The 22,695-nt window shown below is 35.9% G+C and carries 18 protein-coding genes and 2 tRNA genes; 8 read left to right on the plus strand and 12 right to left on the minus strand.

The window, feature by feature from the left end; all coding sequences use genetic code 11:
• Window position 1: 1 nt before the first annotated feature.
• From QMD71_04640 to gltX, 6 genes are all read right to left on the minus strand, one after another.
• The gene (locus QMD71_04640) at window positions 2–5,443 is read right to left on the minus strand and encodes a hypothetical protein (GenBank protein ID MDI6840125.1); all 5,442 of its coding nucleotides are present in this window, start codon (window positions 5,441–5,443) and stop codon (window positions 2–4) included.
• 122 nt (window positions 5,444–5,565) lie between these two features.
• Entirely contained in the window at window positions 5,566–6,057 is a 492-nt protein-coding gene (locus QMD71_04645) for a 3-isopropylmalate dehydratase small subunit (protein MDI6840126.1), read from the minus strand.
• On the minus strand, window positions 6,054–7,298 hold the full coding sequence (locus QMD71_04650) for an aconitase/3-isopropylmalate dehydratase large subunit family protein (GenBank protein MDI6840127.1): 1,245 nt from the start codon (window positions 7,296–7,298) through the stop codon (window positions 6,054–6,056). Before QMD71_04650 ends, QMD71_04645 begins: the two co-directional genes overlap by 4 nt.
• Window positions 7,299–7,520 carry a hypothetical protein gene (locus QMD71_04655; GenBank protein ID MDI6840128.1) on the minus strand — a complete coding sequence of 74 codons (222 nt, stop codon included), beginning with the start codon at window positions 7,518–7,520 and terminating at the stop codon, window positions 7,299–7,301.
• Entirely contained in the window at window positions 7,517–7,933 is a 417-nt protein-coding gene (locus QMD71_04660; GenBank protein ID MDI6840129.1) for a secondary thiamine-phosphate synthase enzyme YjbQ, read from the minus strand. The genes QMD71_04655 and QMD71_04660 overlap by 4 nt, the downstream gene beginning before the upstream one ends.
• Window positions 7,924–9,360 carry a glutamate--tRNA ligase gene (gene gltX / locus QMD71_04665; GenBank protein ID MDI6840130.1) on the minus strand — a complete coding sequence of 479 codons (1,437 nt, stop codon included), beginning with the start codon at window positions 9,358–9,360 and terminating at the stop codon, window positions 7,924–7,926. The genes QMD71_04660 and gltX overlap by 10 nt, the downstream gene beginning before the upstream one ends.
• A gap of 83 nt (window positions 9,361–9,443) precedes the next feature.
• On the opposite strand from gltX, the gene QMD71_04670 reads away from it, so the two are divergent.
• Together QMD71_04670 and QMD71_04675 are read left to right on the plus strand one after the other, a co-directional pair.
• Window positions 9,444–10,361: a glycosyltransferase gene (locus tag QMD71_04670; GenBank protein ID MDI6840131.1), complete on the plus strand. Its 918-nt coding sequence runs from the start codon at window positions 9,444–9,446 to the stop codon at window positions 10,359–10,361.
• Window positions 10,327–12,492, plus strand: a complete 2,166-nt coding sequence (locus QMD71_04675; protein ID MDI6840132.1) for a lipid-A-disaccharide synthase-related protein — start codon at window positions 10,327–10,329, stop codon at window positions 12,490–12,492. The genes QMD71_04670 and QMD71_04675 overlap by 35 nt, the downstream gene beginning before the upstream one ends.
• A gap of 24 nt (window positions 12,493–12,516) precedes the next feature.
• Here QMD71_04675 and QMD71_04680 read toward each other — a convergent pair whose 3' ends face one another.
• The 6 genes from QMD71_04680 to QMD71_04705 all read right to left on the minus strand — a co-directional run bounded on the left by QMD71_04680 (window position 12,517) and on the right by QMD71_04705 (window position 17,544).
• Window positions 12,517–13,566, minus strand: coding sequence for an O-antigen ligase family protein (locus tag QMD71_04680; GenBank protein ID MDI6840133.1), 1,050 nt, complete (start codon window positions 13,564–13,566; stop codon window positions 12,517–12,519).
• Window positions 13,567–13,754: 188 nt separating this feature from the next.
• Entirely contained in the window at window positions 13,755–15,533 is a 1,779-nt protein-coding gene (locus QMD71_04685; protein MDI6840134.1) for an ABC transporter ATP-binding protein, read from the minus strand.
• Window positions 15,530–15,898 (minus strand): hypothetical protein, encoded by a 369-nt coding sequence (locus tag QMD71_04690; GenBank protein ID MDI6840135.1) that lies wholly within the window; start codon window positions 15,896–15,898, stop codon window positions 15,530–15,532. Before QMD71_04690 ends, QMD71_04685 begins: the two co-directional genes overlap by 4 nt.
• Window positions 15,899–15,905: 7 nt before the next feature.
• Window positions 15,906–15,979: transfer RNA gene (locus QMD71_04695), tRNA-Arg, on the minus strand.
• Window positions 15,980–16,205: 226 nt separating this feature from the next.
• Window positions 16,206–16,301 carry a WbqC family protein gene (locus QMD71_04700; GenBank protein MDI6840136.1) on the minus strand — a complete coding sequence of 32 codons (96 nt, stop codon included), beginning with the start codon at window positions 16,299–16,301 and terminating at the stop codon, window positions 16,206–16,208.
• A 178-nt stretch (window positions 16,302–16,479) separates the two neighbouring features.
• Window positions 16,480–17,544, minus strand: coding sequence for a hypothetical protein (locus tag QMD71_04705; protein ID MDI6840137.1), 1,065 nt, complete (start codon window positions 17,542–17,544; stop codon window positions 16,480–16,482).
• A 137-nt stretch (window positions 17,545–17,681) separates the two neighbouring features.
• Here QMD71_04705 and QMD71_04710 point away from each other — a divergent pair, with 137 nt between their 5' ends.
• From QMD71_04710 to QMD71_04735, 6 genes are all read left to right on the plus strand, one after another.
• Window positions 17,682–17,921, plus strand: coding sequence for an acyl carrier protein (locus tag QMD71_04710; protein ID MDI6840138.1), 240 nt, complete (start codon window positions 17,682–17,684; stop codon window positions 17,919–17,921).
• 4 nt (window positions 17,922–17,925) lie between these two features.
• Window positions 17,926–19,164 carry a beta-ketoacyl-ACP synthase II gene (fabF, locus tag QMD71_04715; protein MDI6840139.1) on the plus strand — a complete coding sequence of 413 codons (1,239 nt, stop codon included), beginning with the start codon at window positions 17,926–17,928 and terminating at the stop codon, window positions 19,162–19,164.
• A 37-nt stretch (window positions 19,165–19,201) separates the two neighbouring features.
• On the plus strand, window positions 19,202–19,870 hold the full coding sequence (gene rdgB, locus QMD71_04720; GenBank protein ID MDI6840140.1) for an RdgB/HAM1 family non-canonical purine NTP pyrophosphatase: 669 nt from the start codon (window positions 19,202–19,204) through the stop codon (window positions 19,868–19,870).
• 14 nt (window positions 19,871–19,884) lie between these two features.
• Window positions 19,885–19,958, plus strand: a tRNA-Pro gene (locus QMD71_04725).
• A gap of 7 nt (window positions 19,959–19,965) precedes the next feature.
• Entirely contained in the window at window positions 19,966–21,357 is a 1,392-nt protein-coding gene (locus QMD71_04730) for a TldD/PmbA family protein (GenBank protein ID MDI6840141.1), read from the plus strand.
• 3 nt (window positions 21,358–21,360) lie between these two features.
• Complete coding sequence (locus tag QMD71_04735; protein MDI6840142.1) at window positions 21,361–22,689, plus strand: TldD/PmbA family protein; 1,329 nt, start codon at window positions 21,361–21,363, stop codon at window positions 22,687–22,689.
• Window positions 22,690–22,695 lie beyond the last annotated feature (6 nt).

Consider the following 22,695-nt stretch of genomic DNA (forward strand, 5'->3'; position numbering starts at 1 on the left):
CTTAGAAGCTAAATTCAACAAAGAATCTTAAACCGATAGTCCTCGTATTGCCTCTACCTATACGATTCCATTGTTGATTGTATGAAGCACTTGCTCCCCCAGTAATGCTTGACGAAAAGTTATAAGAAAGTTGCGGCGTAACGGATAGGCTATTTGAATCACGAATCTTCATGTTATTTGTGATATTCTCCTCACACTCAGTAGAATAACTTGCGGATAAAGAAGCGTCAAGATTACTTGTCCATTTCAGATGTTTTAAAAGTGGAAATTTGATACCTGTGGGAGCACGAAATGAATAACTAGTTGTAAGAGTATGAGCAATTTTCTTATTTTTAAATAGCAAAGGACCCGTATCCCTAATTGTTTTGTCATCCCTAAAAGTAAAACTACTTGAAAACCTTGTTGATATACCTTTCTTCCACTGGGACTGGAAGCTACTACCAAAATTTATGTCTTTTGTAACTCTATCTGAAGGCTTTAATTTTGGACCTGACTCATCCCAGTTCATTGTATAATCAGAAGAAACAGCAAAAGAATTAAACAATTTTGAAAAGAACAAAAACTTTTCAAGTCCAGATACTGTAACAGAAAGAGCAGGAAATCCTGTATGCGATGTTTTTGTTTCTCCTCCACTCCTCCCACCTTCGCTTATACTTTTAGTAAACGACCCGGAAAGCGAGGTGTTCTTGAATGATAATCCCAACCCACTAAGTGAATAATTCCTTGTAATTTGAGCACTATTTCTTGAATCCGGAATAAGAGTATCAGGTTGGTCTTCAATCCCCCACCTATACTTGAATCCAGGCCTTTCAGGTAACGAATAAAATTGAGTTGACCGTGAAATTGAATGAGAAATAGAAGGCGAAGTTATTTTGCGTGTTAGATTTTCAATTTGTATCAAAACCCAGTGTGGGCTCCCTATAGATGCTTTAGAGTCGAGTGTCTTATCCCTGAGCTCAGTCACAAGGCCAACAATCTTGGTTAGGTTAATTGGAACTCTAAATGAAATATTACTACTTACACCAGTATTTCTTAATGGGTCAAGCTCAATTCTATGGTCTTCTTGGTAAGAGACAGTGTAATCTACATTTGGTGATATAAAGCCAAAAATGGAAGGTGAAAAGTTAACTCCTACTCGCTCGCTTCTACCTGTTTCTTTATCAGGTCTTTTTTTAATTTCTAAATCGTTGGTCACAGATGTAGAATATCTGAGGTTAAGTGGGTTTATAGGTCTATAAGAAAAACTACCTTCTGCATTTAAACCGCGGGTGGGAGGAGTAGGATTTGAAAGTATGTAAGTTGTATCTACTCTTGTATATTCTATTGCTCGTGCATAAGAGTAACTGCCGTTTGCACTTAGGCTTTGAGGATAGTATCTAAGCTCAAATCCTCTTATCTTAATGCTTGGAAGAGAAGGAGAATATCTGTAGGAGAGGAAAGTTGAATAACTTTTTGATGAGTCAATTTTACTATATGTATTTGAGAAATTATCTCTATAACTGAAACCCGCAGATATATTATCAATTGTAAGTTTTAAGATTGGATTTTTTGAGCCAGTTTTTGAGAAGTTAATATTATAATTTCTTAAAACCCCATAAGAACTTTGACGCCTTGACTCTTCACGGGTAAGTACAACATCTGAGCCCCTTTGATACTTTGGAAAACTTGAACTTGATGTTAATCCAAAACTTAATGGAATAGACATACCCCAATCTGACGGAAGTAATTTATTAAGTGAGAAATTAGTACCTAACCCAAAAGCTCTACAAGACTCTGTTCCAAGTTTTTCAGTTTGAGACATAAAACTACCAAGATTCTTAAAATACGGGTTACTAGCTCTATAAGATAAAGTGATACTTGCAAAGTCTGCAATCCCACAGGAGAGACTTATATTTCCAGCTACTCCTCCTTCACACCTTACATCTGCTAATCTAAGTTCATCAAACCATATTTCACCAGAGATTGGGTTAGTTGAGTCTTCATTCAATACACCAAGCTCTATTCGCATTATGTTTGTTAAAGAAGGATTTCCATACACTTTGTAGTTTTCATAGACGATAGTTGTGGTATCTTCAGCAGGTCTTTTAAGCTTTAGCTGTGCAATCTCTTCCAAGTTTATTGCAATATCAGTCCACTCACTCGGAATTTGAGTCTTGTATTCATAATAATTTAATGGGTCACCACCAAGTCTTATGAAAAGTTTAGCTTCCCCTGTTCCTCTCGTCCATATTTTTAAAGTCTTGTATTGAATAAAATCCCTTGGCCTTGTATATGGAGTATAGCAACCACCTTCAGTAGCAAGACTATCGTATTTTAACACAAGTGACTGCTCACGCTCAGTCCTTCCATAGGCATCCTTTTGGAGTTCAATTGGTGGATAAATGTAACCTGTGTCTTCATCCGTATTCTTAACACTGATTTTAACACGGTCAGAACCTTCATGTTTCCACCTATTTCCAATTATATCAAGTGCAGCAATGTCAATTACATCTCCCTTAGATAAACTATCTACCCAAATTCTAGCATATTTTATACATTCCCACTGAGGTCCACCTTCCTTATTTGCCTCATTTAATGGAATTCTGAATAATTTCCAGCCGTTGGGTCTTTGAATTACAGGAAAATCATTGGCAAGATCTATTTTAAATGAGAAGTAATTTGACCGCTTATCCCAGATTCCATCTAAGTTTAGGTCCTCTGTATTAAGAATTCCATCGTTTTCGGTACCGTTAACTCTTGAATAATCGTTTGGATTACCTGTATCATAGTGATAATCATCATTGCCATCGTCATCCATAGTCGCTGTCCCATCTTTACCAACTATTCCGTCAAGCCCAGTATCCTCACCTTCGTCTAATCTATTGTTCTTATTCTTATCCTCTGTATCTTCTAATCCTTTGCCTTTTATGTCCCCATTTGCATCTCTCCTTATTGCATCTTCAGGAATATTTGTACCTACATCTATATGTAATACCCCTTTGTCACCTTTCACCCATACTTCAAAGTACTCGCTTTCAGATAAGTCCATACCCATTCTTGAAACACATGTCTGAAGACTTACCCAGTAAAACGAAAATTGAGTTGGGTATCTCCATGAATCCTGACTTGGCAAACAAAGTGTTAAAATATTTCTTTTTTCGTCCCTTTTATGTTCGGGTAAATCTGGATAAAGTTCTTTTGCTTCTATTCCATCGCGTGGGTTATACCACTGGACTTGTGCAAAAGACCTATCGCTCTTACTATGTGGAATACTCCCATAGGACCAGCTTGTCCTTGAAATACCAAGTGAGGTAGCCGACTTTACACCCTCCATATCGTCAAGATATACCTCATTCCTTGTGTTTGGATTAGGAAGTGAAAACCCTGCATTCCCTTGAAGACTAAAACTTGACGGGGCTTCCGTCTCAATAAGTGGAAACTTATCAACCCAGCAGGTAAGGAATTCGGGTTTAGTAGTGATATTCCCTACAATCTCACCAAGAACTATTCTTCTTGGTTCTGTACCAAGGCGCGGCCGAAAATCAAGACTTGAAGTTGAGTGATAAATGAAAGTCGACAATACTTGACCTAATTCACCAATTTTTGATTCACCTCTCAAGCCTATCAAGTTCTTGGCAGCTGGTTGAAAAAAAGGAACATACTGGAAATCGACACTGATATCAGCATTTGGGTCATCTGCAAGCGGAGTAATAAATTTTATCCACCCTATGTCATAGTCTATCTCGTAATCTTTATCTTTTTCCATACGAGCACCGTTAATTGCGACAACCTCAGAGCCAGGCACAATGTTAATCATATCAAGTGAGTACTCCTTTGCTATACCCTTATACTGGATCCAGATATAGTATTTATTTTGAAAGCCGGTTATAAATTTTGGTTTATCATATATTGAATCCGGATCGGAACGCAATGAGTCTATAAAAGGATAAGGCGATGGAAATATAATAAGCCCCCTTGGAGCATCAAAGACACCTGCACATAATCTTCCATCTTTTTCAAGTCCTAATATTTGACGGTAAGTTTTACCAGTTGCTGGGTCTACATCCAAAGCCTCACCTCCGCCATAATTGCATCTAAACACTTTAAGATTAAAACTTGACTCATCAATACCGGTTGCCCCAATTGAGTAAATATTTTTTAATTCATACCACCATGAGACATAAGAAGTATCAAAAGCACCTTCATATCTCTCACGTTTTATTATCTGGAGACCCTGAAGCTTGAATTCTTGCAGTGTATCAACAATACCAACTGTATCTATTTTTCCTTGCCAGTTTTTGAATATCCAGCGAATTGCAAGCATATCTTCATCAGATAAAGAATAGTTTAGTTCTAAAATAGGAAGTCTAAATGTATCACTAATCCCTATTGTGTCAAGAATGAAGAAATTATCGCTTTCAACCTTTATTACGAACTGACCATCAATTGCATTTGTAGAATCCATATAGTATTTGTTAGGTATATCAAATGCACTACCTTTTATTCCTGGATCAGTAGTGCTTATGTCTCCTTCATCTATATAGACTTGGAAGGAGAGAATCTGTTTGGGTAATAAGTTAGGATTACCAGAAAATATATTATGTGGGTCACTAAGAGTACGTATATAGTCCGGAGGAAGAAGAAAGAAAAACCTCGATTTTACAAAGTCTATATCCTGAATTTTCATATCCCGTATACTTACACCACCCCCTTTCCATTTTTTTGATTGATTCTCTGCTTCTTCGCGTGACGCGATTGCGGTTATATTAACAGGCCCTATTCTTGACTCAGTTTTTATTCCAAAAAGTCCCTTATGAGGAGTTGGACCACCAATTAATGTTATACCAGGAAGTGAGAGTTCTGTATTCCCTGCATTTATTGATTGAATTATCTCATCTTCATTACCTTCGTATTTAAGTCTTATAGTATTTTTTAACTCAAACTCACGTTCTGAATCATGGTCAATAAAAACATGAATTTTCTCACCTATTGTTCCCTTGAGGTTAACTCCAAGATGTTGCTTCATATCAAGTGTAGGAAACCAGCTTTCATGTGAAATTTCTGTCTGCTTTCTTACAAGATTTTGTGTCCTGCTACCACCAAACTCAATCCGCTGACTGCCAGAAACATCAAGTTTACCACCTTGCCCTATAATACCAGCTACAGGAGACGGAAATTTTACAGGAAGTTCTATTGTAGGAAATAATTCACCTGCTACCCTACTCTCTACAGCTCTAATCTCCTTAAACTCGGTTTTCCGCCCATTTTCAATTGCTAATTGAGCAAGATAATTTGGGAAATTGGCAAAAAATACAACATTGAAGTCTACAATTACCTCATCTTTTAGATAGTAGTGGCTAATAAATCCTTTATCCCAGGATATATCTATTACAGATGTAAGATTAAGGGAAGGTTTAAAATTAAATCCTTGAAATAAAAGGAGGCTAAGTAAAAAGGTATTCATTATTTAAACTCATACCTTTAATTACTCGATCTAACCTCCTTATTATCTAATATATTTTAATAAACAATTTTTGTTTGTCAAGTAAAAAACGCAGTAATACTTATTTTTAAAACTTTCTCACTCTAACTTACGTCTCTTAAATAATTAATTAATCCACCTTTTTTGATGATTTCAAGCTCAAGCCTAGATAAAGGCAGCAATTGATAACGTTCATTTTTATCAAGGTTCACAATTTCACATTTTTCTGTATCAACTAATACTGTGTCCCCTTCTTCTATAAGTTTTGCATCTACACATTCAATAACTGGTAACGCAAGATTTATTGCATTTCTGTAAAATATACGGGCAAACGATTCCGCTATTATAAGAGATACACCCTTACCTATAATTGCTACAACTGCATGCTCCCTAGAAGAGCCACAACCAAAATTCTTGCCACCAACTATTATATCACCGGGTTTTACATTCTTGATAAAATTCTCTGCTCCCAGAACACCTTCCATAGCATGCAGAGCCATAGCTTGTTTATCAGTAAGGGGCAGATATTTACCAGGATATATCTGGTCAGTATCTATATTGTCACCAAATTTCCAAACCCTTCCTTTGAATATCATAGCTTTCTTGGGTCAGTTATCTTTCCTATTATTGCAGATGCTGCAGCAACAGCCGGTGAACAAAGGTAAACCTCTGACCCCTTACCAAGTTTGCCTATAAAATTACGATTTGAAGTTGAGACCATTACTTCCCCTGGGGCAAGAATTCCAGGATGCCCAGTTGTGCAAAGGGAGCAACCCGGATTCGGTAACATTGCACCTACTTTTAAGAAGATTTCGTAAAGCCCATTATTTAATGCCTCAATTGCTACTCCCATAGTTGCTGGAACAATTATTAACCTTACTTTTGCTTTCTTACCCTTAAGAATGTGAGCAGCTTCAAGTAAATCTTCATATCTACCATTGGTACAGGAACCAATAAATACCTGGTCAATGGGAGTGCCCTCTACTTCTTTTACAGGTCTCACTTCATCAGGTGAATGAGGGCAAGCAATTTGGGGTTCAAGATTAGAAATGTCAAACTCAAAGATTTTCTCATAATCAGCATCTAAATCAGCATGAATTGGATTGATATTCATATTTGACATCTCTTTAATGAAGTCAAGAATTTCTTGACTCGGCTCTATGAACCCAACTTTACCTGATAACTCTGTCACCATACTTGTAATAGTAATCCTTCCAGCTAATCCCATTTGTTCAATAATATCGCCAGTAAATTCAATTGCACGATAAATTGCACCATCAGTTTTAAGGTTTTTAAGGATATAAAGGATAATATCTTTTGCACCTACAAACTCTTTCAGCTTACCACTCACAACAACCTTTATAGTAGGTGGAACCCTGTACCATAATTTACCGTATTTTAACCCTGCAACAATGTCTGTAGTTCCCACCCCTGTAGCAAAAGCACCAAATACTCCTAAAAGATTCATGTGCGAGTCGCTTCCAATTATCACATCCCAAGGTTTTACCAACCCATGCTCAAAAAGTACATGCTGACCAATTCCTTGATTGACATCGAATAATTTACATCCTTTCTTAGCTGCAAAATCACGACATAGCTTATGATTCTGGGCTACTTTCTCATCTCTTGGTGGTACATGGAGGTCAAAAGTTATAGCTACCCTGTTTGGGTCAAATAGGGGCTCTTCTCCAAACGCATTTTCGTAGTCTAATATGACATTAGGACCACCAAAATCACGCATTGTAACTAAATCAAGCGATGCCCAAACTCTATCATCTACTTTTACCGTTTTACCAGAGGCTCTGGTTAAAATCTTTTCTATAATTGTACTACCCATTTAAATATCTGGATTATTAATTATGTGAGGGATAGTCTTATCATTTTTTATACCAAGAGAAGAGCCACAGAATTCGCATAGATACTCATAGAGTTCACCATCCGGAAGTACAAGTAGTAACCTCTTACGTACAGAAACTGGACATTGACATTTGGGACAGAATAGGGCAGTTGGCTCAATTTCTTCAAACCCGCCTTGGCTCGGTGAGATAGGCTGATTCATTGTAAATTAGAACCACAAACTTGAACAATTACACGCCTACTGGAGCGCGGACCGTCAAATTCACAAAGCATAATAGCTTGCCAAGTGCCAAGTTCAAGCTTACCATCTTTTACTGGAACTGTTACACTCGACCCTACTATAGCCGATTTTATATGAGCAGCTGCGTTATCATCAATATGGTCATGTAAATAGCCAGCATGCTCTGGAATAGCACGATTTATAGCATTTAAGAAGTCGGTCTTAATATTTGGGTCAGCACTCTCGTTTAAAATAACACCTGCAGTCGCATGAGGAATATAAACGATACAAAACCCATCCTTTACTTTTGAGGCACGGACTACTTCCATAACTTTGTAAGTCATATCTACAAGTTCCTGATGTTTCGTAGTGGCTACTGTAAATGTTACCTGCATTTTGAGGTCGCACTTCTTAAAAATGTTATTGCCCTATCTAATCTTTGAATTACTGCATCTTTACCAAGAATATCAGTAATATGAAAAAGACTCGGTCCAACTGTTTTACCAGTTAAAGCAAGTCTTATCGGATGTATGAGTAGCGCCGCTTTTATACCAAACTCCAAAGCTAACTCTCTTACAGTTCGCTCTACAGATTCTATATTAAATTCTTCTAACTTTGAAAGCCTATCTTTAAGCAGTGAAAGCCTCGCTTGAGTCTCCTTATGATTAAAGTAATTCTCAATACCATCTTTGTCGTATTCAACTGGGGGTTTGAAGAAATAGTCGCCAAGTGCAAAAAAATCAGTCAATTTACGCATCCTATCTTTTAAAATGCCAATCACTTTCAACCCGTATTCCTTGTTAGCTACCAGTTGCTGGCTATCGGTAGTAGGTAAAAAAGATAAAAGTCTATCAAATAAATCTTCATTGCTCAATCTATTTATATACTCTCCGTTCATCCATTCAAGTTTCTTAAAGTCAAAGACTGAATTTGTTTTACTCAAGTTGTCAAGCGAAAACAAGCTTATAAGTTCAGATATAGATAGAATTTCTCTGTCTCCACCAGGTGACCAGCCAAGTAGGGCAAGGAAGTTTACAAATGCTTCAGGTAAAATACCGTCTTTTCTGTAATCAAGGACTGAGACAGCACCATGACGCTTTGAGAGCTTTGAACGGTCATGTCCAAGAATTAACGGGAGATGTATAAATTTGGGAGGCGACCAACCAAATGCCTTGTACAGGAGAATTTGCTTAAAAGTATTTGAGATGTGGTCTTCACCTCTTATTACATGAGTTATATTAAATTCGTGGTCATCAACTACACACGCAAAATTATAAGAAGGACTGCCATCAGATTTTAGGATTACAAAATCTTCTATGTCATTTGAACTCCTTTTAAGGACACCATGCAGACCATCTTCAAAATTAACCTCCATTTCCGGAACACAGAATCGGATAGCCTTGGGTCTTTTTTTGAATTCGGCTTTCTGAGTATCGGATAAATCAAGACACCTCCTATCGTATTTCCAAGCCCCTTTTTGGGCGACGACTTTTTTCTTCCTATCTTCAAGCTCTTCATGAGTACAATAGCAAAAGTAGCAAGCCCCATTTTTAAGAAGTAAATTTGCATATTTCTTGTAGATTGAGAACCTGTCAGATTGAAAATAAGGACCCTCATCCCATTCTAAACCAAGCCATTTTAAGCTTTCCAATATTGCATCGGTCATTGTAGAAGTTGACCTATTTACATCAGTATCTTCAATTCTTAGGATAAACTTGCCGCCTTCTCCTCTTGCAAAAAGCCAGTTATACAGGGCAGTACGTGCAGTCCCTACATGCAAAAAACCAGTTGGCGACGGGGCTATTCTAACTCTTGGTTTCATTAGTTATAAAATACATTATTAGTCGTCAAAAGTCAAGGATTTTTATATTGACTTGTATATCTGTATAAGATATATTTAAAATTATGACACGTGTTAACACATCTGTTATTATACCCACACATAATCGGGCATATATATTAAAATCATGCCTTAACTCTTTACTTAACCAGACTGTACAAGACTACGAAATAATAATAGTGGACGATGCATCAAAAGACGAAACACCAAAGTTGGTGAAGTATTTTATAAGCACTAAGAATAAAAATATAAAATACTTAAGACTTGATAAACAAAGTGGTCCATATGCTGCGAGAAATATAGGAATTAAAGAAGCAGAAGGGGACATTATAATTTTTATAGATTCTGATATTATTGTACATCCAAGATTTGTAGAAGACCATTTGAGATCGCATAAAAAGAACAAAAAAATTTATGTACAAGGGATGTTTAAATATACCTATAAAATAGGAAATTTTAATTTCTATTATCCTAATGCATTTTGTATGGGAGCTTTTGCTACTGGAAATGTTTCTGTAAGGAAAGTTTGGCTTGAAGAGGTAGGAAGATTCAGTGACTTTGGTTCAATTATGGGGTATAAAGATATGGCGATGGGAATAAAACTTAGAGAGTTAGGAATAAAACCAGTATATGCATTTTTGAGATGTAAAGCATATCATATAGATAAGTATCCCGATGAGAGTTATTTTATAGAGTATTTTGGGAAAGAAATACAAAGAGGGAATAGTGGTTATTCTCTATTAAAAAAATACGGAAAGTTAGGTAAAAAGTATTTTAATATAAATAGGATAATGTTTATCTCTAAACTATTTAAAATTTCTTATTGGGCAGTTAATGGAATAAAATATTTGCCAAAACTTAAAGATTTTCCAATCTTACCTATTTTTCACATTCTTAGAGCAATTATGAAGTATAATTATTTGGCGAAAGGAATAAAGGAAGCAATAAATGAGGACATCGGTCATAATTCCAACATACAATAGGAAAAATATTCTAACCCATTGTTTGTATAGAATACTTAATCAAACGGTGAAAGATTACGAAGTTATAGTTGTTGACGACGGCTCAACTGATGGTACAGAAAAACTGTCTGAAATTAATAAAATAAAATATATAAAACTTAATGAGAGAAAAGGCCCTATAGCTGCAAGAAACATAGGAATAAAAAATGCTGAAGGTGAAATCATAATTTTTCTTGACTCTGATGTCCTTGTTTCAGAAAACTTTGTAGAAGACCATGTTAAACTTCATTCTCTGAAGGATCCTGTTGGAAAAAATAACTTAATAGTTCAAGGTGTTGTCCGCCATATAAAGAAACCGGAAGATTTTGGCAAATTTTCATTACTCATAGATGGAGTTTGTTTTACTGGGCTTATCACTCAAAATGTCTCTATTCGTAAAGAATGGATTGTAAAAGTTGGTAGCTTTGATGAATCACTTACAACTGAAGGTTATGAAGATGTTGATATTGGGAGAAAATTAAAACAATTTGGCTTACATACAATATATGTGGTCAGGAAGTGTAGAGCTTGGCATGTAGATGGAAAACCAAGTATAAAAGCGTTAAAGCAAAGATTTAATCAAGTCTACTTACAAGCAAAAAATTCATTATTATTGGCGAATAAATACGGGAAATTTGCACATTTTCGTTATGTTAAATCAAACTGGATATTATTCATTTCTAATTTTTTTGAGACTCATAAATGGGCAGAAAAAGGAAGTACACTAAACTCACTTGTAAAACTTCATGATTCACCAATATTAGTATTATACCCATTGATTAAACAAATTATAAAATATCATTACAGGGCAAAAGGAATAAGGGATATAAGACACCAGATGTCAGATGTAAAAAGTGAAAATGTAAAAGTTAGAAATCAGGATACACAGAGATTGCTTCGTCGCTTTGCTCCTCGCAATGACGGGCGGGATAAAACTTTTAACTTCTTATTTTTAAGCAACTGCTACGGAGAAGACCGCTCTGCTGCGTTAATTGCACAGGAACTTAAAAAATTAAAGCCAAATATTGAAGTCTTTGGTGCACCGCTTATATCACAAGGTGAAGAATACGAAAAGAGAGGCATCCCACTCCTTATAAAGAGTAAAATACCGCCATCAGGTGGATTTCCTACAAGAAGTCCTGTAGCTTTATTAAAGGATATTATTACAAGCTTTTATATCCCAATTAGATATTACATAGTTATCAGAAAAATACGAAAAACTGTAGACTATGGTGTAGTGGTGGGCGATGTATTCTTGCTTGTGATTGGATGGCTTGGGCTTCTTAAGCAACTTTACTTTCTCGCACCTGCTAAATCGGACTACCAAAAGCCACATTACAAATTTGAGGAGTGGCTTATACGTAAACTTGCTGTAAGAGTCTTTACACACGACGAGTTTACAGCACAAAATCTGAGAAAAAAATCAATATCAGCATCGTTCTTGGGAAACCCAATGATTGATGAACTCCACCCAGAAGGTAATTTTTCCGCAGGATCCTCTAGAGATGGTATACCAGAAAAAAAGTTGATTGGAATTCTGCCCGGGTCAAGAGTAGAAGCGTATAAAAATTTCTTAAAAATATTGGAAGTAGTTGAGTTAATATCAAATCTTAGGAACGATTTAGCATTTGCTGCTGCTATTCCAGGTGTACTTAGTTTTAAAAAATTAATAAAACTCTCAAAGAAAAGTGGATGGCAGAGTACATTGGAAATACATCAATCAGAGTTTTATAAAGTTGAAATAGAAAAGAAAGATACTAAAGTGTTACTTTTATCCAATGCATTTGTAGACATAATCAAGCATTCTGTCCTTATAATTGGATTAGCAGGAACGGCTAATGAGCAAGCTGCAGCACTCAGAAAGCCAATAGTATCATTCACAGGAACAGGACCACAAACTTCAAAAATAAGAATGAAGAATCAAGAAAGATTGTTAGGCGGTTGCTTGAAATTTGTCAATAATTTCCCAAAAGGTGTAGTAAATGAAATCTTGCAATTGCTTGATAATGAGAAATTGAGAAAAACAATGGGTGAAGCTGGGGTCAAAAAAATGGGAACACCAGGGGGGGCAAAAAAGATTGCAAAATTATTAGATACACTCATTGAAGGCTAAATTACTACTTTTACCATTCAGAATTTAGCATTTTTCCATACTGTCCTTCATACCACTTATAATTCCCATACCTGCCCAAAATAGAATCCCTAACCCTATAACATATGGAGTATTGTCTGCTATATTATGAATCAGAACATTAAGGAAAGAAGCAAGTAAGGCAGCTGATATCCATCTCTTAAAGTCTATGTTTCTTTTATAAATCTGCCAACCCCATCTTGTGAGTATTATAAATATTAACATAAGAACTAAAAAACCTATAATTCCAGACTCTACTAAAAAATTGAGATACATGCAGTGAATGTAGTGAGGACCTTTATAACAGTAGCTAGGTAAAGCATAATTTTCATAAAGTAAATAAAAGTTATGTATACCTACACCTGTTAAAATGCTATGCTCTTTCCACATTCTTATTCCAGGTATGACAGTCACTTTTCTCTTTATGTCACCGGATAAGTAAGATGTATCCAAGAACCTTGTTTTTAGGGGAGTAAAAATAAAACATATTACTATCAAAATAATGGGTAAAATAATGGCTGCTACTTTTTTATTGAGAAGGCAGAAGAGAAAAATAATAGAAATTATGAGACTTATAGCTGGACCACGGGATAAAGTAAGAAAGAAAGATACAAGACTTAAAATTATAGTTGTTACTAAAAAAATTCTCTTATAACCTTTTATAAAGAAGGAAATAAAAATAGGAATAGTAAAGGCAAGGAAAGATGATAAAATCAGTGTATTATAACAAATAGAATTTATTCGCCCACCCTGCATAGGAGCTATGATTGGAATACCTTTTATTACAAAACTTAGCTTTGTAAAATATTGAAAAATACCTATAATAGAAATAGCACATGCACAATAGGATAAGAAATCGGTTAATTTATTGAAATCATTTTCATTTTTTAAAAGGGTCTTTGAGAGAAAGTATGAAATGAGATAACTTATAAATAATGACCCAGCAATAAAACTATGAACTTTGTAAACAGCAAAAGTAGAAGAAAGAAAAATAGCTCCAAGAAGAGAAAGTTGAACTTTATCAAGTAGGTTTAATGAGAATCTCGTCCGTGACACAAGAAAAAAAAACAAAGCAGAAATTAAAAAGGCTACTACAATGTAAGGTGAAATTGAAGTAAATAAGAGAGCACTTAAAAAGCAGCCGACAGATGTCCGATGGCAGATGTGAGATTTATCTCTATTTTCCGTTCTCTGAATTCTAATTTTTATTTTCTATTCTCTAAATTCTGATTTCCGGTTTTGTTTTAAGACAGCTCTTTCCTTATAAGCATTTTATATAAACCTTCATTTTTAAGCAATTCTTGATGAGTCCCCTCCTCCACTATTCTTCCATTATCCATTACGATTATTTTGTCACAATTATAGATAGTAGAGAGTCTATGGGCTATGACAATTGCAGTCCTACCTTTGAGTAACCGCTCTATTGCTTCGTGAACTTTATTCTCAGATTCAGGATCTAAGTGAGATGTAGCCTCATCAAATATGAGGATTTCTGGATTCTTATAAAGCGCTCTCGCAATTGCTATCCTTTGACGCTCACCACCCGAGAGTTTCACTCCCCTCTCCCCTATCACAGTATCGTAGCCATAGGGAAGTCTCTCAATAAACTCGTGTGCATTTGCTAAATTTGCAGCCATACGAACAGCTTCAGGTTTAGCAGTAGTATCACCGCAAGCAATATTATTGAATACAGTATCATTAAAAAGGATTGGCTCTTGTGTGACAAGTCCAATTAGCCCCCTAAGATTTTTAAGTGAGATTTTCCTCATATCAAAACCGTCGATTTCAATTGAGCCTTGGGTAGGGTCATAGAAACGAGCAAGTAGGTCTGTAATTGTAGATTTGCCAGCACCTGACGGACCCACAAGAGCAACATTATCACCTTTTTTTATACTAAATGTTACTCCGTGAATTACTTCTCTTGAGTGGTCGTAGCCAAAACGTACATCTCTAAATACAATTTCTTTATCAAAATGAGTGAGCGAAATTGGACTTTCTGCTTCCTTAACAGTAGGCTTGGTATCTAATATTTTTTTTATTCTTAACATTGCTTGGATTCCTTGTTGTATTTCTACATTGGCTTTAGAAAGTTGCTTCAGAGGCTGCATCATGAACAAGGCACATGCCAAAAAGATAAGAAATCTGTCAGCAGAAAGTGTATTAATAACAAATATCTGATACCCACCATAACTTATGAGAATACAAGCACCAAATGCAATTATGAGCTCAGAAAGTGGAACACCAAGGAGACCAATCTTTTCAAACTTGAGAGCTGATTTCAAATAATCACGTGTAGATTTAAAAAATTTATAAAACTCAAATTTATCCATAGAAAAAGCCTTCACTATCTTTATACCGGACACAGTCTCGCTAATCACAGATGTAATCTTGCCCATATCTTCTTGAACTCTATCACTTCTTTCACGCAATTTTTTACCAAGTGAGTTGATAAGCCATGTTATAACAGGAAAAGTAACAGTAGCTACAAGAAGAAGTCTCCATGAAAGATAAAAGGCAAAACAGAAATAAGCAAGAACAAGAAGCAACTCTTTTGCAAACACAAGAAAACCATTTTTTAAAGCACCTTTTATTTTTGTTATATCATTTGTTAGCCTCGAAATAATAATGCCAGATTTTGTTCTGTAAAAATAATCCAAAGAAAGGATATGAAGATGAGCATATGTATTATCCCTTAATTGTTTTGTAATATGCTCTTCAACTGAAGCTCCAATGTAGCCGTGTAAATAATCAAATATACCTTTAAATAGAAAAATAAGAATAAGAACTACCTGTAGTCTCACAAATGCTTGTACCTTTGAGCTGCTGAGAAACCATAAGCTAAACTTAGCTAAAAGATCGCTCTTTAAGGAGAGAAAAGATTGGCTATCATAAAATATAGCGTGTAGGAAGGGGGATAGTAAAGAAAGAGAAAAACTTGAAAGTAGTGCAAAAATGAGCATAAATATGAAACAAAGTAAAATCTTTACAGTGTAAGGTTTAAAATATGAGAAAAAGAACTTCACTTAAGATATTCTTTCGCTTTACGAGTTACATCAATTACATTAGGATAATTTAATACCACCTTTTTAAACTCATCCAATGCTTCCTTTTTTAAACCCTGGTAGTATAATTGAACTCCCTTATCAAAGATAGATATTGCTTTCTTTCTATCTTCATCCATTGGAGGTCTTATTTTATGTTCGAGCTCTACAGGTTTAGGCGCTTCATTTAACCTCGCTCTCCTCTTAACTCCCAATCTATGAAGTTTTGTCTCAATCGATTTCTGGGTTACGCCAAAATGTTTTGCAAGCTTACGATTACTCATAGTTTTGTAATTTCTAAGAAGGAATTCGTCCTCCTTTTTACTCCATTTTTTCTTTTTTCTCATAATTTATTACGCCTGGAGGGATTTGAACCCTCAACCGTTGGATTCGAAGTCCACCGCTCTATCCAGTTGAGCTACAGGCGCATTTATGATTATTGTTCTCTTTTTTACTGTCATTAGGAAACTTAACAAATTCAATATTACAATAGCTTGGAATAAAAGAAGCAATGAATTCGACATAGAAAGAGAAGTTCTTAAAACCACTGCCCAAATGTATAATGATACACTGGCACTGTCAGCTATTGTCAGCTTTGAGACACCCTTATTTTATTACGATTTTGCTACTCGTTCTTTTTATACTGGACATCGTCTAAAAAACAAAAATGTCACTTCTTTGTATCTTATCAAAATAGCTAAGCCAAGGTAAATATTGAGGCTGATAGATAGCACAAATCACTTTGCACATATTACATTAAGTTTGACGAGAAGTCAAGAAAAATTGTGCTCCAGAATACACAAATAAAATTACGAAACTAAAGAAGTAAAATAAACTGACCCCAGAAATTACTGGACAGGTTGTTAAGATGTAGTTTATGCTCGGAAATGGAGGTGAAATATGGGTAAATGGAATATATAATTTTGTGTCATTTTAACAATAAGGAATTAAAAAGCTCTATGTATCTTTTACCTATAGATTGAGCAGAATTCCTAATCACATAATTGTGAGCCGCCTCCATCATAGTTTTGTATTCTGGGGATTTATCAAAAACTGAGCAAAGAGCTTTCTTTAACTCATCAAATGTAGAATACTTCATTACCTCTTTATCAAAGTATCCCACATACTTTGAATTAAGTGCAATAATAGGACAGCCGGAACCAAGACATTGAGAAGCAGTGCTTGAGACTACAACTTGACGAGGAGATGCTTTATTAAAGATAAGCGCATCAGAAGCATGTAGGTAATCGTACAATCTATTTATATCAGGAACTTCCTCTCTTAGCTCAATATCAATAAGCTTAGAATATTGAAATTTCCTGAAATCCTTAAGTGCATCTCTATTTTTTGTCACTACCAAAAGTAGAATTTGATAATCAGATGCAAGTTCGGTTATGGATGGAATAAGCTCAAGAGCAACCCTAACATTTGGTCCAAAAAGAAGCACAATCTTCTTGTTTTCTGGCAAACCTAATTTTCTACGTTTCTCTTTTTTATCTCCCTTTACTAGCGGATAGCAAGGATATGGAATTATGTGAACTTTGTCAGGTTCGTATGCATCAATTAGGAACTTTCTATATCGTTCATCAAAGCATATAATAGCGTCCCAGTCAAACTGGTAAAAAGCAGGGTCTTTAGAGAGAGCACCGTCGTGAATCACATTTACAACTTTTGCCTTACTCTTTATACGAGTAAAAATTTTAGCAAGTAAATCCTTGGGGAGCATACCAAGATCCTGTACTACAAATATCTCGTAATTTGATGTCAAAAATGGGATTGGATCAAGTTTAGGTGGAATATAACTTGAGACAGTAAAACATCTTGTAACATAATCCTCATCTTCTCCAACAATTTGTGTCCCGTGGAAGGCGTAATCGTAAAAAGTGAACACACGAAGGTTATGTCCCTGCTCTACCCATGCTCTCCCAATTAACTCTGCATGAAATGAGGCACCAGAATTTGTATTCCAGCCTCCCATCATTCCTATATTCATATTACTTCTTTTTAAGTAAAAATATGCTTAAAAATTGAATTTGTCAAGTAAATTTTTTATACGTAAAGTAGCAACAAAAAAAATTTATAACTTGACAAATTTAAATTTTGTAATAGCTTTTAAAAAGGAGGTGTATAATGGGAGTAAGAGAAGATGTTAAAAAAATTATCGTCGAGAAGCTCGGTGTAGAGGAAAAGCAGGTTACTGATGAGGCTCGTTTTATTGATGACTTAGGAGCAGATTCACTTGATACTGTTGAGCTTGTGATGGCTTTTGAGGAAAAGTTTGGTATGGAAATACCGGATGAGGAAGCAGAAAAGCTTACAACGGTTGGTTCTGCAATTAAATATGTTGAGGAAAAGCTAATCAAAAAATAATCTTATGAAACGGCGTGTGGTAGTCACAGGATTGGGTGCAATTACACCAATAGGGTTATCGGTCAAAGAGTTTTGGCAAGCTCTACTCTCAGGAACTTCGGGTGTTTCAAAGATTACTAAGTTTGATACAACTGAATTCCCTGTTAAAATAGGAGCAGGAGTTAAAGGCTTTGACCCAGCCAAGTATTTTTCTCCCAAAGAAATAAGGCGGTTGGATAGATGTAGCCAGTTTGCAGTAGCAGCTACATTTGAAGCTATAAAAGATGCTGAACTAAAGATTGAAACCGAAGATCCTCTAATGATAGGTGTCATTGTGGGCTCAGGTATAGGAGGAATAGAGACTTGGGAGGCAGAATTTAAGCACATTGAACAGTCTCCAAGAAAAGTCTCACCATTTTTTATTCCAATGATGATAATAAACTCGGTGTCTGGTGAAATTTCTATAAGATTGGGAGTAAAGGGACCAAATTTTGCAGTAGTATCCGCTTGTGCTACAGCGGCTCATGCAATTGGTGAGGCATATAGATTAATAAAACATGGGGATGCAGACATGATTATAACTGGTGGCACTGAAGCTGCTATAACACCGCTATCAGTTGCAGGATTTGCAAATATGAAAGCTTTATCTACAAGGAATGATGAACCAGAAAAAGCATCAAGACCGTTTGATAAAGAGAGGGATGGCTTTGTGATAGGAGAGGGAGCTGGAATAATTATTCTTGAGGAATTGACTCATGCGATAAATAGGGGTGCAAAAGTATATTGTGAAGTTGTAGGTTATGGGATGACCTGTGACGCATATCATCTCACAGCACCTGAACCCGAAGGAAGGGAAGCAGCAAGATGTATGAAACTTGCATTACAGGAGGGCGATATTCATCTTGAAGAATTAGATTATATAAATGCTCATGGAACATCTACTCCATTAAATGATAAAATAGAAACCGTAGCAATAAAGCTTGCACTCGGCGAGCATGCAAAAAAGGTAGCAATATCATCTACTAAGTCAATGATAGGTCACTTATTAGGTGCAGCTGGGGCAGTTGAGCTTATTACTACTGTCCTGTCTATACGAGACTCTATAATACATCCAACAATAAATCTTGAAATCCAAGACCCAGAGTGTGACCTTGACTATGTCCCGAATAAAGCAAGGGAGAAAAATATAAGAGTTGCACTCTCAAACTCATTTGGGTTTGGTGGTCATAATGCATCTATAGCACTTAAAAAATTTGAAAAGTAATCTACACTTACCACTTTATTATTAAGTAGTGGGAAAGATAAAGAAAATCGTAATAGCTACAAAAAATCTTGATAAATTTAGCGAGATTAAAACAATTCTAAAAGAGCTACCAGTTGAATTCATTAATTTAAGAAATACTATTTTACCTGAGGAACGTGGTAATAGTTTAGAAGAAAATGCAATTATAAAGGCAGAAACTGGTGCTAAGCTCATGCATACCATTTCTATCAGTGACGATACTGGATTAGAAGTAGATGCACTCAATGGGTTACCAGGAGTTTATTCATCACGTTTTGCTGGCATTAATGTTACCCATCCCTCTGTCATTCTGAGCAAAGCAAAAGAATCTCCTCATAATATAAGTTATGAGGAGAATAGAAAAAAGCTTTTGAAACTACTTGAATCAAAACCAATGAATGAAAGGAAAGCTAAATTCAGATGTGTAGTAGCAGTCGCACAGATGGGAAAACGAACAAAAATATTTGAGGGAAAAGTTTACGGCTATATAACTGAAGAGGAACGCGGTAAGTTCGGATTTGGTTACGACTCAATATTTATGGTTCCAAAATTAGGTAAAACATTTGCAGAACTGCCACCAGAGAAGAAGAATAAAATATCACACAGAGCACTTGCTCTTTTAAAAGCAAAAAAATATCTGAAAAATCAGTTATTAGTTGGGAATCAGAGTGAAAATAAAAAACACTAATCACTGCTTTTTACCGGGGAGTAGCGCAGCCTGGTAGCGCACCTGGCTTGGGACCAGGGGGTCGCTGGTTCAAATCCAGTCTCCCCGATATAAAAATGTGGGATTTATTAGAAACCATAATGAGCTATGCAAAGGGATGGACAGAAATTAGATATCACAATAAGCTCATAAATTCAGTAACAATAAGAAAAGGCGAACTTGAACAATCAAACTCAATTCAACAGAAAGGGGTTGGAATAAGAGTCATAATTAACGGGACTTTAGGATTCTCAAGTACATCAAGAGTTGAAAAGGAAGTTTTAATTCATGTACTTACCGAGGCTAACACAGCTGCAATTTCTGCATCTAATGCTAAGCAAAAGAAAATTGAAGGGTTACAAATTGGTAAACTTGCAAGAGGAGAGTTTTCTCCTGAAATACATGATGCTGTTACTTCTTATTCAATTGAAGAAAAAATCTCACTCGTCCGTAAAATAGAAGAATGGGTGAGAAAAGCTTCTCCTCTTATACAGTCAGCTATCTGTAGCTATCTTGAATCGTTAGATGAAAAATATATCCTTACATCAGATGGTGCTAAAGTTCATATATTGGATTCAAAACCTGAATTCAGAGTTACGGCAGTTGGTTTCAAAAAAGGAGAAATGCAAACAGGGACAAAGTCAATTGGAGTAACTGGTGGATGGGCTGATTTATTTAAAGAAAAGACTGCTGAAGAATTAGCAGATGAAGCTGCAAAACTTGCAGTTGACCTTCTATCTGCACCATATCCTGAAGGTGGAAGAGCATGGGTTATACTAAGTCCAGAACTGGTAGGCTTACTTGCACATGAGGCAATAGGACATACAGTAGAGGCAGATTTTGTTCTATCGGGTTCAATTGCAAAGGGTAAAATTGGACACCCTGTAGCTTCTGAGCTTATAACCCTTGTGGACTCAGGAAATCCACAAATAAAGCCAAATGCAGCTGGAATAGTTCTTGTAGATGATGAAGGGGTGCAAACAGAGCAAACTGTTGTTATAGACCATGGAATACTACGCAGTTATCTACATAATCGGGAGACTGCAAAATTATTTGGAGTGCAACCAACTGGGAATGCACGTGCTTGGTCATATTCAGATGAACCAATAATAAGGATGAGGAACACTTATATTGAACCAGGAGAACTTGAGCTTGATGAACTTATCTCAGAAGTCAATGATGGATATTTTTTGAAGGGTGCTGGAGGGGGGCAAGCAGACTCAAATGCTGAATTTATGTTTGGTGTAGCTGAACCTTATAGAATCAAAAATGGTAAAATTTGTGAACTTGTGCGAGGTGTAACAATCTCAGGACAGGCATTTAATGTGCTTAAATCATGTAATGGAATAGGACGAGAGTTCAAATGGGGGCTTGGAACTGGATATTGTGGTAAGGGACAAATGGCAAAAGTAGATGCAGGTGGTCCTTATCTTAGATGCCAAGCGATTATAGGAGGAAAACAAAAGTGACAAATGGAGCTAATTGAAATATGTGAGCAAGGGTTAAAGGAAGCAATTAAACTTGGTGCTTCAGAAGTAGAAATCTATGCGGCATCATCAAAACACATAGAAGTGACCATAGAGAAAAATGATATCCAGATTGCAAAGTCACAAATTGAAGATGGTGTGGGCATAAGAGTTTTTAAGGACAAGAGACTTGGGTTTGCTTCATTAAACGATTTTAGCGAGATTAAAGAAGGCTGTAAACGGGCAGTTGAACTCGCTAAAGCATCGCCAAAGGATGAATATAACAAACTACCAGAACCTGTTGAGATTAAAAAAGTAGATAAAATTTATGACCCGGATTCAGAAGATTTTGGAGTTAAACAAGCACTTGAGCACGGAATTTGTATGCTTAACGAAGCAAGGAATTATGACCAAAGAATAACAGTTGATAATGGTTCATTTACAGCAAACATAGCGCATAGAGCAGTTGCAAATTCAAATGGGGTAAGAGTAAATGAGAGAACGAGTTCTTTTGTTTATTATATTGTGGGGATGGCAGTTGATGGAGAAAATGTATCGTCCTTTGAGTATGAATTTGATGGAGTTAGATTTGTAAACCAAATTGATACACGAATTGTAGCACAGGAAATGGCAAAGAATGTAGTTAACTCAATTGGAGCTGGTAAAGGTGAAAGTTTTAAGGGCTCTGTAATACTATCACCTAATTCAGTTGGCGAGCTCATTGTGGGTCCAATGTTATTTGCATTAAATGCAAATAATGTACAAAAAGGAATGAGTAAGTGGGTAGGAAAAATTGGTAAAAAAGTAGGGACTTCAAATTTAATAGTAGAAGATAACGGCGTCATCCCGGGCGGACTTGGAAGTTCTGCATTTGACCGCGAAGGGATGCCACATTATCCACTCACAATGATTAAGAATGGGGAATTAATATCTTATATGTATAATACCTATACAGCTACAAAGGAACATAGAACAACAACCGGGCATGCCTCAGGCAGTACAGCACAAATTCCAGGAATAGGACCGACTAATTTTATAATAAAAGAGGGAACAATCACTAAGGATAAATTAATTAGAGGAGTTAGGCAGGGTGTAATTGTAACTCGATTTTCTGGTTTTCCAAATCCAGTAACTGGCGAATTTTCAGGTGCAGTTAAAGGGGGCTGGCTTATAAAACATGGTGAGCCTGTAAAACCATTATGTGAAACTTTGATTCATGGAAATATATACGATTTATTAACTCAGATATCAGGAATTTCAATTGAACGCAAGAAGGTATTAAACTACATCTTACCCTGGATTTGTATAGATGGCGTATCTGTGACTGCGGGTTAACTACAA

The organism is bacterium (assembly GCA_030018315.1).
Lineage (GTDB): Bacteria > Hydrothermota > UBA3073 > JACQXS01 > JAGMCI01 > JASEGA01.

What these genes read in the sequence shown, in the direction of transcription:
- QMD71_04690 (MDI6840135.1), bottom strand. Translation starts at nt 15,898, where the DNA reads ATGAGAAAAAAGAAAAAATGGAGTAAAAAGGAGGACGAATTCCTTCTT.
- QMD71_04735 (MDI6840142.1), top strand. Translation starts at nt 21,361, where the DNA reads ATGGAGCTAATTGAAATATGTGAGCAAGGGTTAAAGGAAGCAATTAAA.
- QMD71_04670 (MDI6840131.1), top strand. Translation starts at nt 9,444, where the DNA reads ATGACACGTGTTAACACATCTGTTATTATACCCACACATAATCGGGCA.
- QMD71_04645 (MDI6840126.1), bottom strand. Translation starts at nt 6,057, where the DNA reads ATGATATTCAAAGGAAGGGTTTGGAAATTTGGTGACAATATAGATACT.
- fabF (MDI6840139.1), top strand. Translation starts at nt 17,926, where the DNA reads ATGAAACGGCGTGTGGTAGTCACAGGATTGGGTGCAATTACACCAATA.
- QMD71_04660 (MDI6840129.1), bottom strand. Translation starts at nt 7,933, where the DNA reads ATGCAGGTAACATTTACAGTAGCCACTACGAAACATCAGGAACTTGTA.
- QMD71_04700 (MDI6840136.1), bottom strand. Translation starts at nt 16,301, where the DNA reads ATGTGCAAAGTGATTTGTGCTATCTATCAGCCTCAATATTTACCTTGG.
- gltX (MDI6840130.1), bottom strand. Translation starts at nt 9,360, where the DNA reads ATGAAACCAAGAGTTAGAATAGCCCCGTCGCCAACTGGTTTTTTGCAT.
- QMD71_04675 (MDI6840132.1), top strand. Translation starts at nt 10,327, where the DNA reads ATGAGGACATCGGTCATAATTCCAACATACAATAGGAAAAATATTCTA.
- QMD71_04655 (MDI6840128.1), bottom strand. Translation starts at nt 7,520, where the DNA reads ATGAATCAGCCTATCTCACCGAGCCAAGGCGGGTTTGAAGAAATTGAG.
- QMD71_04640 (MDI6840125.1), bottom strand. Translation starts at nt 5,443, where the DNA reads ATGAATACCTTTTTACTTAGCCTCCTTTTATTTCAAGGATTTAATTTT.
- QMD71_04730 (MDI6840141.1), top strand. Translation starts at nt 19,966, where the DNA reads ATGTGGGATTTATTAGAAACCATAATGAGCTATGCAAAGGGATGGACA.
- QMD71_04705 (MDI6840137.1), bottom strand. Translation starts at nt 17,544, where the DNA reads ATGAATATAGGAATGATGGGAGGCTGGAATACAAATTCTGGTGCCTCA.
- QMD71_04650 (MDI6840127.1), bottom strand. Translation starts at nt 7,298, where the DNA reads ATGGGTAGTACAATTATAGAAAAGATTTTAACCAGAGCCTCTGGTAAA.
- QMD71_04710 (MDI6840138.1), top strand. Translation starts at nt 17,682, where the DNA reads ATGGGAGTAAGAGAAGATGTTAAAAAAATTATCGTCGAGAAGCTCGGT.